The 15,926-nt window shown below is 68.5% G+C and carries 15 protein-coding genes; 10 read left to right on the forward strand and 5 right to left on the reverse strand.

Going from position 1 to position 15,926, the window contains the following annotated elements; genetic code table 11:
• Positions 1 to 120: 120 nt before the first annotated feature.
• Positions 121 to 801, reverse strand: a complete 681-nt coding sequence (locus P3W75_RS05165) for a TetR/AcrR family transcriptional regulator (protein WP_276226287.1) — start codon at positions 799 to 801, stop codon at positions 121 to 123.
• A gap of 124 nt (positions 802 to 925) precedes the next feature.
• On the opposite strand from P3W75_RS05165, the gene P3W75_RS05170 reads away from it, so the two are divergent.
• The 7 genes from P3W75_RS05170 (at position 926) to sthA (ending at position 10,164) form a co-directional block, all read left to right on the forward strand.
• Complete coding sequence (locus tag P3W75_RS05170) at positions 926 to 1,948, forward strand: efflux RND transporter periplasmic adaptor subunit (RefSeq protein ID WP_276226288.1); 1,023 nt, start codon at positions 926 to 928, stop codon at positions 1,946 to 1,948.
• The gene (locus P3W75_RS05175) at positions 1,948 to 3,711 is read left to right on the forward strand and encodes an ATP-binding cassette domain-containing protein (RefSeq protein ID WP_276226289.1); all 1,764 of its coding nucleotides are present in this window, start codon (positions 1,948 to 1,950) and stop codon (positions 3,709 to 3,711) included. The genes P3W75_RS05170 and P3W75_RS05175 overlap by 1 nt, the downstream gene beginning before the upstream one ends.
• Positions 3,708 to 4,829 carry an ABC transporter permease gene (locus P3W75_RS05180; protein ID WP_276226290.1) on the forward strand — a complete coding sequence of 374 codons (1,122 nt, stop codon included), beginning with the start codon at positions 3,708 to 3,710 and terminating at the stop codon, positions 4,827 to 4,829. The genes P3W75_RS05175 and P3W75_RS05180 overlap by 4 nt, the downstream gene beginning before the upstream one ends.
• A gap of 1 nt (position 4,830) precedes the next feature.
• On the forward strand, positions 4,831 to 5,946 hold the full coding sequence (locus P3W75_RS05185) for an ABC transporter permease (protein WP_276226291.1): 1,116 nt from the start codon (positions 4,831 to 4,833) through the stop codon (positions 5,944 to 5,946).
• A 12-nt stretch (positions 5,947 to 5,958) separates the two neighbouring features.
• Positions 5,959 to 7,452, forward strand: coding sequence for an efflux transporter outer membrane subunit (locus P3W75_RS05190; RefSeq protein ID WP_276226292.1), 1,494 nt, complete (start codon positions 5,959 to 5,961; stop codon positions 7,450 to 7,452).
• A 130-nt stretch (positions 7,453 to 7,582) separates the two neighbouring features.
• Positions 7,583 to 8,590, forward strand: coding sequence for an FAD:protein FMN transferase (locus P3W75_RS05195; RefSeq protein ID WP_276226343.1), 1,008 nt, complete (start codon positions 7,583 to 7,585; stop codon positions 8,588 to 8,590).
• Between the two features lie 179 nt (positions 8,591 to 8,769).
• Entirely contained in the window at positions 8,770 to 10,164 is a 1,395-nt protein-coding gene (gene sthA / locus P3W75_RS05200) for a Si-specific NAD(P)(+) transhydrogenase (RefSeq protein WP_276226293.1), read from the forward strand.
• Between the two features lie 42 nt (positions 10,165 to 10,206).
• On the opposite strand, the gene P3W75_RS05205 is transcribed toward sthA, so the two are convergent.
• From P3W75_RS05205 to P3W75_RS05215, 3 genes are read right to left on the reverse strand one after another with little or no spacing between them, the layout of a single operon-like run.
• Positions 10,207 to 10,929 carry a glycerophosphodiester phosphodiesterase gene (locus tag P3W75_RS05205; protein ID WP_276226294.1) on the reverse strand — a complete coding sequence of 241 codons (723 nt, stop codon included), beginning with the start codon at positions 10,927 to 10,929 and terminating at the stop codon, positions 10,207 to 10,209.
• A complete protein-coding gene (locus P3W75_RS05210; RefSeq protein WP_430765341.1) occupies positions 10,926 to 11,246 on the reverse strand; it encodes a phosphodiesterase in 321 nt (106 codons plus the stop codon). Before P3W75_RS05210 ends, P3W75_RS05205 begins: the two co-directional genes overlap by 4 nt.
• Entirely contained in the window at positions 11,243 to 11,821 is a 579-nt protein-coding gene (locus P3W75_RS05215) for a PilZ domain-containing protein (protein ID WP_276226295.1), read from the reverse strand. Before P3W75_RS05215 ends, P3W75_RS05210 begins: the two co-directional genes overlap by 4 nt.
• Positions 11,822 to 11,957: 136 nt before the next feature.
• Between P3W75_RS05215 and P3W75_RS05220 the strand changes: the two genes are divergently transcribed.
• Genes P3W75_RS05220 through P3W75_RS05230 form a run of 3 tightly spaced genes read left to right on the forward strand, consistent with a single transcriptional unit; the run spans position 11,958 to position 15,142 of the window.
• Positions 11,958 to 13,211 carry a lipoprotein-releasing ABC transporter permease subunit gene (locus tag P3W75_RS05220; protein ID WP_276226296.1) on the forward strand — a complete coding sequence of 418 codons (1,254 nt, stop codon included), beginning with the start codon at positions 11,958 to 11,960 and terminating at the stop codon, positions 13,209 to 13,211.
• On the forward strand, positions 13,204 to 13,887 hold the full coding sequence (gene lolD, locus P3W75_RS05225; protein WP_276226297.1) for a lipoprotein-releasing ABC transporter ATP-binding protein LolD: 684 nt from the start codon (positions 13,204 to 13,206) through the stop codon (positions 13,885 to 13,887). Before P3W75_RS05220 ends, lolD begins: the two co-directional genes overlap by 8 nt.
• Before the next feature lie 4 nt (positions 13,888 to 13,891).
• The gene (locus P3W75_RS05230; RefSeq protein ID WP_276226298.1) at positions 13,892 to 15,142 is read left to right on the forward strand and encodes a lipoprotein-releasing ABC transporter permease subunit; all 1,251 of its coding nucleotides are present in this window, start codon (positions 13,892 to 13,894) and stop codon (positions 15,140 to 15,142) included.
• Positions 15,143 to 15,311: 169 nt separating this feature from the next.
• Here the strand turns inward: P3W75_RS05230 and P3W75_RS05235 are convergent, their stop codons facing one another.
• Complete coding sequence (locus P3W75_RS05235; protein ID WP_276226299.1) at positions 15,312 to 15,842, reverse strand: DUF2062 domain-containing protein; 531 nt, start codon at positions 15,840 to 15,842, stop codon at positions 15,312 to 15,314.
• Positions 15,843 to 15,926: the final 84 nt, after the last annotated feature.

Genomic DNA, 15,926 nt, shown 5'->3' on the forward strand with positions numbered 1-15,926 from the left:
ATCGCGCGCGCGGCGCGCTCCTACGGGGTGACCTCCAGGCTCATTCGACTTCCAGGCGTAGAAGCGGGCCATGCCCGCGATTCGGCCGCCAGCCATCCCGGTAGTCAGGAAAACCCCGCGCTACAGCGGCTCGCCGTGGAAGTCCTGCGCCACTGCCTGCAATCCGGCCAGGGCGAACAGTTGCAGGTGCCGCGCCAGGTCTTGCGCCGGTTGTTCGAACAGGTCGGTGAGCGGTGTGGGGATTTCCCGGCTGATCACCTGCAGGGTCAGGTAGGGCGCCATCACGCTGAACAGGCAGCGCAGCAGCGCCGGTTCGCCCGGCGGGATGCCGGTGATCTCGCCGAGCAGCGCCAGTACCAGGCTCACCTTGGGCATCACTTCCTGGTCGATCAGTTCGACCAGGAATGGCGACGGCGCCAGCAGCTCGCGGGCCCACAGGCGGGTCTGCCAGCCCTGGCCGTTGGCGACGTTGAAGGTGATGGCGCGAATCAGGCTGGCCAGCTTGTCGCGCGCCGGCAGTTCGCTGCGCGCCAGCTGTTCGAGCTGGTCGAGGCTGATCAGGTGCTTGTGCAGGGTCTTCAGCAGTTCGCGGTAGAGCGCTTCGCGGCTGCCGAAGTGGTAGTTCACCGCCGCCATGTTGCACTGCGCGCGCTCGCAGATGGCCTTGCTGGTGGTGTCGGCGTAGCCGCGCTCGGCGAACAGCTCGCCGGCTGCCTGGAGGATGCGGCGACGCGTGGCTTCGCCGTCCTGGCGCGTGGCTCTGGGCGGCTCGTGGCGGCCCTTGTGGGGTGTTTCCGGCATGACGGCGGCCTGCGGCTGGAGGTGAGTGCAGTCTAGAGTCGAGCTAGATCAAATTCAAATTTGAATTTGTCTTGTGCGCTGTCTATGCTTGCCCCTCATCGCCACCGGATAGCGGGTCGTCATCATGCGCAAGAAGCTCGTCGTCGTCCTGTTGCTGCTCGCCCTGGCGGGCCTGGGCGCCTGGTTGTACCAGCGTTCGAAGGCCGAGCAGGGCGGCGACCTGGTGCTCTACGGCAACGTCGATATCCGCCAGGTGTCGCTGGCCTTCACCGGCAGCGAGCGCATCGCCGAGATGCGCGTGGAGGAGGGCGACGCGGTCAAGGCCGGCCAGGTCGTGGCGACCCTCGACAGCCGCACCCTGCAATTGCAGATCGACCAGGCCAAGGCGCAGATCGCCGCCCAGCAGGCCAACGTGCTGCGCCTGCACAACGGCTCGCGCCCCGAGGACATCGACCGCGCCAAGGCCCAGGTGGACGGCGCCAAGGCCCAGGTCGAGCTCGCCGGCATCCAGCTGCGCCGCCTGCAGGGCGTGCGCGCCAACAGCGCCGGCGGTCGCGCGGTCAGCCAGCAGGACCTGGACAACGCCGCCGCCCAGCTGAAGGTCAACCAGGCCCAGCTGGAGGACGCGCAGAAGGCCCTGCGCCTGGCGAAGATCGGCCCGCGCGCCGAGGACATCGCCCAGGCCGAGGCCCAGCTGCAGAGCGCCCGCGCCCAGCTCGCGCTGCTCCAGCACAACCTCGACGAAACCCAGCTGCGCGCCCCGCAGGACGCCACGGTGCGCTCGCGCCTGCTGGAACCCGGCGACATGGCCTCGCCGCAGCGGGCGGTCTACGCCCTGGCCATCACCGATCCGAAGTGGGTGCGGGTGTACGTCAACGAGACCCAGCTCGGCCACATCAGGCCCGGCCTGCGCGCCAGCGTCAGCACCGACAGCCATCCGGGGCAGCCTGTGCAGGGGCGCATCGGCTTCATCTCCGACGTCGCCGAGTTCACCCCCAAGTCCGTGCAGACCGAGGAGCTGCGCACCGCGCTGGTGTATGAGGTGCGGGTGATAGTCGAGGACAAGGACAACCGCCTGCGCCTGGGCATGCCGGCCACGGTGCGCTTCGCCAAGGCCGACCAGGTGGGCGACGGGAAGACCGATTGATGGAGCTGGTGATAGACGCCCGCGCCGTCGCCAAGCAGTTCCTGGTCAAGGAATCCGGGCAGACCGTACAGGCCCTGCACGGCCTCGACCTGCAGGTGCGCAAGGGCGCGCTGACCGCGCTGGTCGGCCCCGACGGCGCCGGCAAGACCACCTTCCTGCGCCTGGTGGCCGGGCTGTTGCGCGCCGACGGCGGCGAGCTCGACGTGCTCGGCATCGACGTCAAGGCGCAGCCGCAGCGGGTGCAGGACCTGATCAGCTACATGCCGCAGCGCTTCGGCCTCTACGAGGACCTGAGCGTGCAGGAGAACCTCGACCTCTACGCCGACCTGCATGGCGTGGAGGCCGAGCAGCGCCGCCAGCGCTTCGCCCGCCTGCTGGAGATGACCGACCTGGCGCGCTTCACCGAGCGCCCGGCGGGCAAGCTCTCCGGGGGCATGAAGCAGAAGCTCGGCCTGGCCTGCACCCTGGTGCGCTCGCCGCAGTTGCTGCTGCTCGACGAGCCGACCGTGGGCGTCGACCCGCTGTCGCGCCGCGAGCTATGGGAAATCGTCCAGCAACTGGTGGAGGAGGAGAGCCTCAGCGTGCTGCTGACCACCTCCTACATGGACGAAGCCGAGCGCTGCGCCGAGGTCTACCTGTTGCACCAGGGCCAGTTGCTGGCCCAGGGCGTGCCCGAGGACATCCGCCGCCACGCCGACGGCCTCTGCCGCATCGCCGTGCCGCCGGCCGGCGAACCCGCGCGCAAGCTGCAGGCACGGCTGCTGGACGATACGCACAACATCATCGACGCGGTGCCCCAGGGCGGTGAGGTGCGCTTCATCCGCCAGCGCGACGCCGACGACAAGCGCCTGGGCGAATTGCTCGAAGGCGCGCCGGTGCGCGAGGTGGACGCGCGCCTGGAAGACGGCTTCATGGTCCTGCTGCGGGCCAAGAGCGGCGCCGAGGCGGTGGACACCGAGGCGCTCCAGGCCGCCGCGCCGGGCAGCGCCTCGAACAACGGCGATGCGGTGATCGAGGTGAAGGACCTGGTGCGCAAGTTCGGCGACTTCACCGCGGTGGACCGCACCAGTTTCAGCGTCGCCCGTGGCGAGATATTCGGCCTGCTGGGGCCCAACGGCGCCGGCAAGACCACCACCTTCCGCATGCTCTGCGGATTGCTTCCGGCGTCTTCCGGCAGCCTCCAGGTGGCCGGGGTCAACCTGCGCCACGCGCGCGCCCAGGCGCGCCGGCGGATCGGCTACGTGTCGCAGAAGTTCTCGCTGTACGGCAACCTCTCGGTGCGCGAGAACCTGCGCTTCTTCGGCGGCGCCTATGGCTTGTCCGGCAAGCGGCTCGGGCAGCGCATGGACGAGGTGTCGCGGCAGTTCGACCTGGCCGGCCACGAGGGCGAGCCCAGCGGCCAGCTGCCCGGCGGCTACAAGCAGCGCCTGGCGATGGCCGTGGGCCTGCTCCACGAGCCGGAAATCCTCTTCCTCGACGAACCCACCAGCGGTGCCGACCCCCTGGCGCGGCGCGGCTTCTGGCAGCGCATCACGGCGCTGGCCGCCGGCGGCACCACCATCATCATCACCACCCACTTCATGGAAGAAGCCGAGTACTGCGATCGCATCGTTATCCAGGACGCCGGGCGCATCCTCGCCATGGGCACGCCGCAACAGGTGCGCGAGCAGGCCGGCGGCAAGGACAGTTCGCTGAACATGGAGCAGGCCTTCATCGAGATCGTCGAGCTGGCCCGCCAGCACCCGCAGGAGGCCCTGGCATGAGCGGCTCGTTCTGGCGGCGCCTGCTGTCGCTGACGCGCAAGGAGGTGCGCCAGCTGCTGCGCGACCGCAGCAACCTGATGATCGGCATCGGCCTGCCCATCGCGCTGATCCTGATCTTCGGTTATGGCCTGTCGCTGGACGTGCGCCACAGCCTGGTGGCGGTGGTGCAGGACGACCCGGCGCCCCAGGCCCGCGACCTGCTGGCCAGCATCAGCCGCTCGGAGTACCTGGAGCCGTTGCCGCAGAAATCCTTCGAGGACGGCCGGCGCCTGCTCGACGCGCGAGAGGTCGACGCCCTGGTGTACCTGCCCGGCGACTTCAGCCGGCGCCTGCAGGACGGCGACGCCGAAGTGCTGGTGCTGGTGCAGGGTTCCGACGCCACCCGTGCCTCGGGCGTCAGCAACTACCTGAACCAGGCCCTGGCGCTGTGGGGCGAGAAGCAGGCGGCGCGCAACGCCGGGGCGCAGTCCGGTGGCGTGCGCATCGAGCAGCGCATGTGGTTCAACGCCGCCAACACCAGCACCTGGTACCTGGTGCCGGGGCTGATCGTCCTCATCATGACCCTGGTCGGCGCCTTCCTCACCGCGCTGGTGATGGCCCGCGAGTGGGAGCGCGGCACCCTGGAGGCGCTGTTCGTCACCCCGGTGCGCTCGGTGGAAATCCTCCTGGCGAAGATCATCCCGTGCTTCCTGGTCGGCCTGCTGGGCCTGGCGCTGTGTCTGCTGGCGGCGCGTTTCCTGTTCCACGTGCCGATCTACGGCTCGCTGCTGGCGCTGCTGGTCAGCTCCATGCTGTACCTGTTCGTCGCCCTGGGCATCGGCCTGCTGATCTCGGCGGTCACCAAGAACCAGTTCCTCGCCAGCCAGATTTCCCTGCTCGCCAGTTTCCTCCCGGCGATGATGCTCTCCGGCTTCATCTTCGACCTGCGCAACGTGCCCACCGCCGTGCGGGTGATCGGCAACCTGCTGCCGGCGACCTACTTCATGGAACTGGTGAAGTCGCTGTTCCTGGCCGGCGACTTCTGGCCGCTGATCATCCGCAACTGCCTGATCCTCGCCGGCTACGCCGCGGTCCTGCTGGGCCTGGCGCGCCTGGCCACGCGCAAGAGGCTCGACTGAGATGGGCGCCTTCGCCGAATTCTTCCGCCGCCTGGCCAACCTCTGGCGCAAGGAGCTGCTGGTGATCCTCAAGGATCCGGCCAACCGCATCGTGCTGCTGGCGCCGGTGCTGATGCAGAGCCTGCTGTTCGGCTACGCGGTGACCTTCGACCTCAACGACGCGCCCTACGCGCTGCTCGACCAGAGCCACAGCGAGTCCTCGCAGCGCCTGGCCAACCGCCTGGATGGCACCGGCATCTTCCGCCGCGTGGCGACCCTCGGTGCGCCGCGCGACATCGCCAGCGTGATCGACGCCGAGAAGGCGCTGCTGGTGATCCAGATTCCCAGCGACTTCGAGACCCGCCTGACTCGCGGCGAGCCGGCGCCGCTGCAGGTGATCCTCGACGGGCGCAACTCCAGCACCGCCGGCGCCGCGGCGGCCGGGCTGGCCAGCGTGATCGCCGACTTCAACCGCGAGCGCGGCCTGGCCCGGGCGCCGGTCAACGTGGTCACCCGCGCCTGGTACAACCCCAACCTGGAGACGCGCTGGCCGCTGATTCCGGCGCTGATCGCTTCCCTGAGCATGCTCCAGACCCTGCTGCTGACCGCGCTATCGGTGGCCCGCGAGCGCGAGCAGGGGACCTTCGACCAGCTGCTGGTCACGCCCTATTCGCCGCTGGAAATCATGCTCGGCAAGGCCCTGCCGCCGATCCTCATCGGCCTGGTGCAGGCGTCGCTGGTGCTGCTGATGGCGCTGTACTGGTTCCGCATCCCCATGGCCGGCTCGCTGCTCGACCTCTACGGCGGGCTGCTGGTGTTCATGGTGTCCTGCGTTGGCCTCGGCATGTCGATCTCGGCGGTGTCTCTGAACATGCAGCAGGCGATGCTCTACACCTTCGTCCTGATCATGCCGCTGATGCTGCTCTCGGGCCTGGCCACGCCGGTGCGCAACATGCCCGAGGCGCTGCAGATCGCCACCTGGATCAACCCGCTGCGCTTCGCCATCGACCTGATCCAGCGCATCTACCTGGAAGGCGTGGGCCTGGCCGAGGTGTCCCATGACCTGTTGCCGATGCTGGTGGTGGCGGTCGTGACCCTGCCGCTGTCCGCCTGGCTGTTCCGCAACCGACTCGCCTGACCGGAGACCACCATGAAGCCGTCGCCCACTCCCTACCTTCTCCTGCCGCTGCTGCTGGCGCTGGGCGCCTGCGCGGTGGGGCCGGACTACCAGGCGCCGCAATCCAAGGCCCCGGCCGACTGGGGCGCCGCCCACGCCGGCGATCCCACTCTGCTGGCGGCGGGGCAGGGCAGCCAGGCCATCCCGGCGCAGTGGTGGACGCAGTTCTCCGACCCCACGCTGAACTACCTGCAGCGCCGCGCCACGGCGGCCAGCCCGGACCTGCAGAGCGCCGCGCTGCGCTTCGCCCAGGCGCGCATGCAGCGGCAGATGGTCGCCGCCCAGCGCGGGGTCAACGTCGACGGCAGCGCCGACATCCAGCGCCAGCGCCAGAGCGAGCGCGGCGCCAGCGCGCGGATGATCTCCAGCCTGGCGCCGGGCAACAGCGACGAGCTGGTGAAGACCCTGGCCGAGCCCTTCACCCTCTACGAAGCCGGCTTCGACGCTTCCTGGGAAATCGACTTCTGGGGCCGTGTGCGCCGTTCCATCGAGGCCGCCGACGCCCGCGTCGAGCAGCAGCGCGCGCTGCTGGAGCAGGCGCGGCTGCTGGTCGCCAGCGAAGTCTCGCGCGGCTACTTCGAGCTGCGCCGGGTGCAGCAGCAGATCGCAGTGACCGAGGAAGACCTGCGCGCCACCGAGGAATCCCTGGATCTGGTGCAAGCCCGCGCCGACGGCGGCCTGGTGGACGACTTCGACCTGGTGCGCCAGCGCGGCCAACTGGAAGACCTGCGCTCGCGCCTGCCGCAGTTGCGCGCCGCGCAAAGCCAGGCGATCAACCAGCTCGGCGTGCTGGTCGGCGCCCAGCCGGGCGAGCTGCAGGCGCAACTGCTGGCGCCGCCGGCCAAACCCTCCGCGCTACCCGACCTGAGCCCCGGCCTGCCCTCGGAAGTGGCGCGGCGGCGCCCGGACATCCGCGCCGCCGAGGCCCAGCTGCACGCGGCCACGGCCGACATCGGGGTGGCGGTGGCCGAGCTGTACCCGAGCATCCGCCTGGGCGCCAGCTTCGGCTATTCCTCCTTCGAAAGCGGCAAGACCAGCGACTGGGGCAGCCGCCAGTGGGCGGTGGGGCCGAGCCTGAGCGTGCCGATCTTCGACAATGGCCGGCGCCGCTCCCAGGTGACCCTGCGCAAGCTGGAGCAGCAGGAGGCCGCGGTGAACTTCCAGCAGACCGTGCTCAAGGCCTGGCAGGAGGTCGACGACGCCCTCAGCGGCTACGGTGCCGAGCGCCAGCGCAACGCCCAGCTACAGGCGCGGCTGAACAGCGCCGGGCAGGCCTACGACATGGCCAAGGCGCGCTATGCCGGCGGCATGACCGATTTCCTCGTCGAGCTGGACGCCCAGCGCAATTACCTGCAGGCGCGCCGCGACCTGGTCGACAGCGACGGCCAGCTGCGCCAGGACCTGGTGGCGCTGTACAAGGCCGTGGGCGGCGGCGCGCCGGTAGACGGCGAGCGCGGGGTTGAATGAGCGGCGAAGCTTTCATGAGCAACGACGCTTTCGTGAGCAATGAACCTTTACCGCCTGGGCAACAGTAAGCGCCGCCGTTTCCGGTAGAATGTCCGCCGCCCGTGCCTGGGCGGGGAATGGAGGTGGCGTGTTGCGTGGCATCTGGCTGTGCGTGGGGCTGTTGGCGTTGGCCGGTTGCGGCGAGCGTATCGAGCGCTTCGGCGGCCCGACCATGGGCAGCAGCTACTCCGTGCAATACCTGCCCACCGCGCAGAGCCCCGCGCCGCAGCGCCTGCAGGCGGAAGTGGAGGACATCCTCGGCGAGCTCGACCGGCAGTTCTCCACCTACCGTGACGACTCCGAGGTCTCGCGCTTCAACGCCCTGCCGGCCGGCGCCTGCCAGGCCATGCCGACCGAGCTGATCGAGCTGCTGCGCTACGGCGACGAACTGTCCGAGGCCAGCGCCGGCGCCTTCGACCTCAGCGTCGAGCCGCTGATGAACCTCTGGGGCTTCGGCCCGCAGTCGCGCGGCGAGCAGGTGCCGGATGCCACGGCGCTGGCGCGGGAGAAGGCGCGCGTCGGCTACCGCCACCTGCGGATCGACGGCAGCCTGGTGTGCAAGGACGTGGCCGCGCAGCTGGACTTCGACAGCATCGTCGCCGGCTACGCGGTGGATCGGGTCAGCCAGCGCCTGGCCGAGCTGGGCGTGAAGGACTACCTGGTGGAAATCACCGGCGAGCTCAAGGCCGTGGGTCACAAGGCCGACGGCTCGCCCTGGCGGGTGGCCCTGGAGGTCCCCAGCGGCGAACGCGAGCGCACGGTGGAGCGTTCGCTGGAGGTGGATGGCTACGGGGTCTCGACTTCGGGCGACTACCGCAACTATTTCGAGGAAGGTGGGCAGCGCTATTCGCACACCTTCGACGCGCGCACCGGTACGCCGGTGCGGCATACGCTGGCGGCGGTGACCGTGGTCGACCGCTCCACGCTGCACGCCGACGGGTTGTCGACCCTGCTCATGGTGCTGGGCCCCGACGAGGGTCTGCGCTACGCCGAGCAGCACGGGCTGGCGGCCTATTTCGTCGTGCACCAGGGGCAGGGCTTCGCCACGCGCGCCTCGGCGCGTTTCAGCGAGCTCTTCCCCGACCCGGCGCGGCCGTGAAAGCCGCATGAAATGTAGTGATGGCAAAATTCGCCTACGACGCGACCAAGCGCTAATGTGCAGCAATTTGTCGCGCGGCTAAGCTGCCATCATCGATTCGATCGTTCCCGACGCCCGGCGCGTCGGGACTTCGCCGGGTGCGCCACAGGGGCGCCCCGGCCTGTTCTGAAGGAGTACGCATGGCTGTCTACAACTACGACGTGGTGATTCTCGGCACGGGTCCGGCGGGCGAGGGGGCGGCGATGAACGCCTCCAAGTACGGACGCAAGCTGGCGGTGGTGGACAGCCGTCGCGTGGTCGGCGGCAACTGCACGCACCTGGGCACCATCCCGTCGAAGGCGCTGCGCCACTCGGTGAAGCAGATCATCGAGTTCAACACCAACCCGATGTTCCGCCAGATCGGCGAGCCGCGCTGGTTCTCCTTCCCCGACGTGCTCAAGAGCGCCGAGAAGGTGATCAACAAGCAGGTGTCCTCGCGCACCGGCTACTACGCGCGCAACCGCATCGACATGTTCAACGGCACCGCCAGCTTCGTCGATGAGCGCACCGTCGAGGTGGTCACCCCCAGCGGCGCCGTGGAGCGCCTGGTCGCCGACCAGTTCGTCATCGCCACCGGCTCGCGCCCGTACCGCCCGGCGGATATCAACTTCAACCACCCGCGCGTCTACGACAGCGACACCATCCTTTCGCTGAGCCACACCCCGCGCCGACTGATCATCTACGGAGCCGGGGTCATCGGCTGCGAGTACGCGTCGATCTTCAGCGGCCTGGGCGTGATGGTCGACCTGATCGACACCCGCGACCAGTTGCTCAGCTTCCTCGACGACGAAATCTCCGACGCCCTCAGCTACCACCTGCGCAACAACAACGTGCTGGTGCGCCACAACGAGGAATACGAGCGTGTCGAGGGCCTGGACAACGGGGTGATCCTGCACCTGAAGTCGGGCAAGAAGATCAAGGCCGACGCCCTGCTGTGGTGCAACGGCCGTACCGGCAACACCGACCGCCTGGGCCTGGAGAACGTCGGCATCAAGGTCAACAGCCGTGGCCAGATCGAGGTGGACGAGAACTACCGCACCTCGGTGTCCAACGTCTACGCCGCCGGCGACGTCATCGGCTGGCCGAGCCTGGCCAGCGCCGCCTACGACCAGGGCCGCTCGGCCGCCGGGAACATCGTCGAGCATGACGGCTGGCGCTTCGTCAACGACGTGCCGACCGGCATCTACACCATCCCGGAGATCAGCTCCATCGGCCGCAACGAAAGCGAGCTGACCGCGGCGAAGATCCCCTACGAGGTGGGCAAGGCGTTCTTCAAGGGCATGGCCCGCGCGCAGATCTCCAACGAACCGGTGGGCATGCTGAAGATCCTGTTCCACCGCGAGACCCTGGAAATCCTCGGCGTGCACTGCTTCGGCGACCAGGCCTCGGAGATCGTCCACATCGGCCAGGCGATCATGAACCAGCCGGGCGAGCAGAACACCCTGAAGTACTTCGTCAACACCACCTTCAACTATCCGACCATGGCCGAAGCCTACCGCGTAGCGGCGTTCGACGGCCTGAACCGGCTTTTCTGAAATACCCCGACCGGCGGCCTGAGCCGGCCGGGGGCGACCCGCTCAGCGATTCCCGAGCGTGGCAGTGGCCAAACCGGGAAAGTCTGTAATCAGGCTATCCACACCGAAGTCGGCGAGCCGGCGCATCAGCGCCGGTTCGTTGACCGTCCACACCGACACGTGCAGCCCCTGCTTTTGCGCCTTGAGCAGCCGCTCCGGGGTGCACAGCATCCAGTTCAGCGCCAGCAGCTCGCAGCCGTAGCTCGCCGCTACCTTCAGCGGGTCGAGCCAGGCGTACTCCGCCACCAGCCCCCGCGAGAGTTCCGGCGTCAGCTGCTGCAGCGCGCGCAGCACGGTGCGCGAGCTGGAGGTCACGGTGACGCGGTCGCGCAGGCCGAAGCGCCCGACCAGCTGGTGGATGGCCTGCACGGTGCGCGCCGCGCGGTCGCGCGAGGCGCTCTTGACCTCCAGTTGCCAATGCTCGAACTCGCAGCGCTCGAACAGCTCGGCCAGCCGCGGGATCGGGCATGGCCGCACCCAGCCGGGGCCGCCCTGGCGCGCGTCGTAGCCGACCAGGTCCTCGGCCAGTTGCTCGGAGACCTTGCCGCGTCGCCCGGTAGTGCGTTTCAGGGTCGGGTCGTGGATCACCATCAACTCGCCGTCGCGGGACAGGTGCAGGTCGAGTTCGCAGCGTTTGACGCCGTGTTCGAGGCAGCGCTGGAAGCTGCTCAGGGTGTTTTCCGGGGCTTCGCCCTTGGCGCCGCGATGGCCGTAGATGAGAGTCACTGAGGCTCCTTGGGAGGCGGGGAAATCGGGTTCTGCGGGCGATGCGCGCGAACCGCGTCGACCACGTGATCGTATTCGAAATAGACACTGAATTCGCGGTAGTCCCAGCGGGTGATCGGCGGGTTGCCGACGCTGGGGTGCTCGACGTCCGGCAGGCCGAAGCGCTCCAGCACCGCGCGGCGGCTCTCGCCGCGCGCGGGTAGGGCGACGCCGGGCTCGCCCTGGGCGCCGATGGGGATTTCCAGGTTGTCGGCCATGGCCGGCAGGGCGGGGGCCAGTCCGGCCAGCAGGAATAGCGCCAGGGTGAACGCCTTCATGGCTCGTCGCGGACCTTGGCCTGGCGCCGTTCGGCCGCCTGTTTCTGCAGGATGTGCCGGGCCAGCAGCTGGCGCTGCGGCTCCTCGAGGTTCTCGAACAGGGTGCCGATCTCGAATTCGCCGAGCCCGCGCGACTCGCAGTGGGTGACCCGCGCGCGCAGGCTCAGGCCCAGCGCCTGCGGCAGCAGCACCAGCTTCAGCGCCAGCAGTTGGCCGGGCACCAGGTGGGTGGGCGCGGTGAAGGCGATGCCGCCCTCGGAGAGGATCACCGGCTGCGCCGGGCCGACCTCCTGCAGCAGGCCCTGGGCGAGGGCGCCGGCGACCAGGTCGAGGCGCTTGTCGAGCAGCTTCAGGTAGCCGGCGACGGCGCGATCGCGCTCGCCGATCTGGCGCAGCAGGTGCTGCTGCTCGACCTCCAGCAGGTGCAGGTCACCGAGCAGGTTGAACAGCGGCGAATCATCCTGTAACGCTTGCGCCGCCTGCTCCGCGTCCTCCGGCAGAGGGCGAAATTCCAGTGCGAGGCGGTCTTCGATACGGTAGTATTCGCGGCGGTCATCCGCGTCTGGAGTGGACATGGCGAACCCACGGCGGCAGTGATGGTCTGAGTGTAAAGCCGCCTGTCGCAGCCCGCCACCAAGGCCTGCGCATTCGCCGCCCGCGGCCACGGACGCCGGCCGCACCGACGCCCCAATCCCCTGACAACGGCCCCACATGTTCAGACCACTTTCCGTCTATATCGGGACGCGCTACACCCGCGCCAAGCGCCGCAGCCATTTCGTTTCCTTCATCTCGCTGACCTCCATGATCGGCCTGGCCCTCGGGGTCATGGTGATGATCGTGGTGCTCTCGGTGATGAACGGCTTCGACCACGAGATGCGTACCCGGGTGCTGGGCATGGTGCCGCACGCCACCGTCGAGTCCTACCAGCCGATCGGCGACTGGCGCGGCCTCGCCGGGCAGATCAAGGCGCAGCACCCGAACGTGCTGGAAGTGGCGCCCTTCATCCAGATGCAGGGCCTGCTGAGCAACAATGGGGTAGTGCAGAAAGTCCTGATCAACGCGGTGGACCCGGCCGAGGAAGGCAAGGTCTCGATCATCTCCCAGTTCTTCCAGCAGGGCAGCCTGGCCAGCCTCAAGGCCGGCGAGTTCGGCTTGATCATCGGCGACAAGGCCGCGGCCAACCTGGGGGTGAAGGTCGGCGACAAGGTCACCTTCGTCGCCCCCGAGGTCTCGGTGACCCCCGCCGGCATCTTCCCGCGCATGAAGCGCTTCACCGTGGCCGGCATCTTCCATGTCGGCGCCGGCGAGCTGGATGGCTACGTGGCCCTGGCCAACGTCGAGGACGCCGCGCGCATGCAGCGCTACAAGGACGGCGAGGTGCAAGGCCTGCGCCTGAAGCTCGACGACCTGTTCCAGGCGCCGCGCACCGCCTGGGAAATCGCCCACGACCTGAAGGGCAACGACTTCTACGCCCGCGACTGGACGCGCAGCCACGGCAACCTGTACCAGGCGATCCAGATGGAGAAGTCCATGATCGGCCTGCTGTTGCTGCTGATCGTCGCGGTGGCGGCCTTCAACATCATTTCCACGCTGGTGATGGTGGTCACCGACAAGAAGTCGGACATCGCCATCCTCCGCACCCTCGGCGCCACGCCGGGGCAGATCATGGCCATCTTCATGGTCCAGGGCAGCGTGATCGGGGTGATCGGCACCCTCATCGGCGGCCTGCTCGGGGTGCTCGCGGCGCTCAAGGTGAGCGACGCCATCGCCTTGCTGGAGCGCCTGATCGGCCACAAGTTCCTCAGCTCGGACGTCTACTTCATCGATTACCTGCCCTCGCAGCTGATGCGCGAGGACGTGATCCTGGTGTGCGCCGCCGCGCTGATCCTGAGTTTCTTCGCCACCCTGTATCCGGCCTGGCGTGCCGCGCGCACCCAGCCCGCGGAGGCCCTGCGTTATGAGTGACAAGTCCGTCCTGAGCTGCCGCAACCTGCGCAAGAGCTACGACGAGGGCCCGCAATCGGTCGAAGTGCTGGTCGACGTGCAGCTGGAGCTGTTCCCCGGCGAGCGCGTGGCCATCGTCGGCAGCTCCGGCTCCGGCAAGAGCACCCTGCTGAATATGCTCGGCGGCCTCGACATCCCCAGCAAGGGCAGCGTCTGGCTGGCCGGCGAGGAGTTGTCGGCGCTCAACGAGAAGCAGCGCGGCCTGCTGCGCAACCGCGCGCTGGGCTTCGTCTACCAGTTCCACCACCTGCTGCCGGAGTTCACCGCCCTGGAGAACGTCTGCATGCCGCTGCTGATCGGCCGCACGCCGATCCCCGAGGCCCGCGAGCGCGCCGCCGCGCTGCTGGAGCGGGTGGGCCTGAAGCACCGCCTGCAGCACAAGCCGGCCGAGCTCTCCGGCGGCGAGCGCCAACGCGTGGCCATCGCCCGCGCACTGGTCAACCGCCCGCAGCTGGTGCTGCTCGACGAACCCACCGGCAACCTCGACCAGCACACCGCGCACTCCATCCAGGACCTGATGCTCGAACTGTCGCAGTCGCTGCAGACGGCCTTCCTGGTGGTGACCCACGATCGCAACCTGGCGCAGCAGATGGACCGCGTGCTGAGCCTCGAGGACGGCCGCCTGGTCGCCGCCTGACGCCATGTTCAGACCCTTATCGATCTTCATCGGCACCCGCTACACCCGGGCCAAGAAGCGCAACCACTACATCTCCTTCATCTCCCTGACCTCGATGATCGGCCTGACCCTCGGGGTGCTGGCGATGATCGTGGTGCTCTCGGTGATGAACGGCTTCCAGAAGGAAATGCGCTCGCGCATCCTCGGCATGGTGCCCCATGCGGTGCTGCAGAACGCCAACGGCCAGCCGCTGGCCGACTGGCAGGCGGTGGCCGCCAGCGCGTCGAAGCAGCGCGAGGTGGTCGGCGCGGTGCCTTACACCGAGCTGGACGGCATGCTCTCGTTCAAGGGCATGATGCAACCGATCGAGGTGGACGGCGTCGACCCGCAGCTGGAGCCCAAGGTCTCGATCATCGGCTCGCACATGGTCCAGGGCAGCCTGGAGGCGCTGAAATCCGGCGAGTCCGGGGTGGTGATCGGCGAGATCACCGCGCGCCGCTTCCGCGTCAACGTCGGCGACAGCCTGCTGCTGATCGTCCCCGAGTCCACTTCCGCCGCCGGTGGCGTCACGCCACGCATGCAGCGGCTGAACGTGGTCGGGGTGTTCAAGGTCGGCGCCGAGCTGGACGGCACCCTGGCGCTGGTCCATGTCGACGACGCGGCGCACCTGTTGCGCTGGCAGCCGGGCCAGGTGCAGAGCGTGCGCATCGCCCTGAAGGACCTGTTCCAGGCCCCCGAGGTCGGCCAGCGCATCGCCGCCGACCTGGGCCCGGGCTTCCGCTCGGTGGACTGGACCCACACCCAGGGCAGCCTGTTCGGCGCCATGAAGATGGAAAAGACCATGATCGGCCTGCTGTTGCTGCTGATCGTCGCGGTGGCGGCGTTCAACATCATCGCCACTTTGATCATGGTGGTCGCCGACAAGCGCACCGACATCGCCATCCTGCGCACCCTGGGCGCCACGCCGGGGCAGATCATGACGGTGTTCATGGTCCAGGGCACGGTGATCGGGGTGATCGGCACCCTGGTCGGCGGCACCCTGGGCGTGCTGGCGGCGTTCAACGTCACCGCCATCGTCACGGCCCTGGAGAAGGCGCTGGGCACCCACGTGTTCAGCTCGGATGTCTACTTCATCAACTACCTGCCGTCCGACGTGCAGGTGACCGACGTCGTGCTGGTGTGCTGCGCGGCTCTGCTGATGAGCTTCCTCGCCACGCTCTACCCGGCCTGGCGAGCGGCCCAGACCCAGCCGGCCGAAGCGCTGCGCTACGAATGAACGAAGCCGCCCCCAGGGGCGGCTTCTTCGTTATGTGCTCCTGCGGACGAACAAAATGCCAGGTGGCATGTTCCCGTAGGGCGGATAACCGTTCGCGGTTATCCGCCGAAGCCCCGGGTGTGGGCACCGACGGCGGATAACGCTTGGGGCGTTATGCGCCCTACGGGTATCAGAGCCCACCCTGCAGGTTGCGCAAGACCTGGCGGCGGCGCCAGCTGCGGCCGATCCACCAGCGCCAGTAGGCGTCGGTGGCCAGGTAGCCGAGCAGGCCGACCAGCACCCCGCAGATCAGCGAGCCGAGCAGGAACGGCTGCCAGAGCAGCGCCAGCTCGCCGCTGATCCACTCCCAGGTGAGGTTCTCCGGCAGCGTGCGCGCCGGCACGCCCATGACCCAGGCGCCCATCTTGTAGGTGCAATAGAACACCGGCGGCATGGTGATGGGGTTGGTCAGCCAGACCAGGCCCACCGAGATCGGCAGGTTGGCCCGCGCCCACACGGCCAGGGCGGCGGCCAGCAGCATTTGCAGCGGCATGGGCACGAAGGCGGCGAACAGGCCCATGCCCATGGCGCGCGATACCGAGCGGCGGTTCAGGTGCCAGAGGTTCGGCGCGTGCAGCAGCGGGCCGAGGAAACGCAGGGACTTGTGGTTCCTGATCAGCTCCGGGTCGGGCATGTAGCGCTGGAAAAGTCGGCGCGGCATGGGGGAAATCTCTGGCAGACGAGCACTGGCCATTATGCCTAGCTAGATGACAGCCTCTGGCTGGCAACTATGTCCATGTGTAAC

The sequence above is a fragment of the Pseudomonas citronellolis genome (genome assembly GCF_029335315.1).
In the GTDB taxonomy this organism is placed as follows: Bacteria; Pseudomonadota; Gammaproteobacteria; order Pseudomonadales; family Pseudomonadaceae; genus Pseudomonas; species Pseudomonas citronellolis_A.

Excerpts from the sequence above, each read along its gene's own strand:
- P3W75_RS05220 (WP_276226296.1), top strand. The coding sequence starts at position 11,958 with ATGTTCAGACCACTTTCCGTCTATATCGGGACGCGCTACACCCGCGCC.
- P3W75_RS05175 (WP_276226289.1), top strand. The coding sequence starts at position 1,948 with ATGGAGCTGGTGATAGACGCCCGCGCCGTCGCCAAGCAGTTCCTGGTC.
- P3W75_RS05165 (WP_276226287.1), bottom strand. The coding sequence starts at position 801 with ATGCCGGAAACACCCCACAAGGGCCGCCACGAGCCGCCCAGAGCCACG.
- P3W75_RS05210 (WP_430765341.1), bottom strand. The coding sequence starts at position 11,246 with ATGAAGGCGTTCACCCTGGCGCTATTCCTGCTGGCCGGACTGGCCCCC.
- sthA (WP_276226293.1), top strand. The coding sequence starts at position 8,770 with ATGGCTGTCTACAACTACGACGTGGTGATTCTCGGCACGGGTCCGGCG.
- lolD (WP_276226297.1), top strand. The coding sequence starts at position 13,204 with ATGAGTGACAAGTCCGTCCTGAGCTGCCGCAACCTGCGCAAGAGCTAC.
- P3W75_RS05190 (WP_276226292.1), top strand. The coding sequence starts at position 5,959 with ATGAAGCCGTCGCCCACTCCCTACCTTCTCCTGCCGCTGCTGCTGGCG.
- P3W75_RS05215 (WP_276226295.1), bottom strand. The coding sequence starts at position 11,821 with ATGTCCACTCCAGACGCGGATGACCGCCGCGAATACTACCGTATCGAA.
- P3W75_RS05180 (WP_276226290.1), top strand. The coding sequence starts at position 3,708 with ATGAGCGGCTCGTTCTGGCGGCGCCTGCTGTCGCTGACGCGCAAGGAG.
- P3W75_RS05230 (WP_276226298.1), top strand. The coding sequence starts at position 13,892 with ATGTTCAGACCCTTATCGATCTTCATCGGCACCCGCTACACCCGGGCC.
- P3W75_RS05235 (WP_276226299.1), bottom strand. The coding sequence starts at position 15,842 with ATGCCGCGCCGACTTTTCCAGCGCTACATGCCCGACCCGGAGCTGATC.
- P3W75_RS05185 (WP_276226291.1), top strand. The coding sequence starts at position 4,831 with ATGGGCGCCTTCGCCGAATTCTTCCGCCGCCTGGCCAACCTCTGGCGC.
- P3W75_RS05170 (WP_276226288.1), top strand. The coding sequence starts at position 926 with ATGCGCAAGAAGCTCGTCGTCGTCCTGTTGCTGCTCGCCCTGGCGGGC.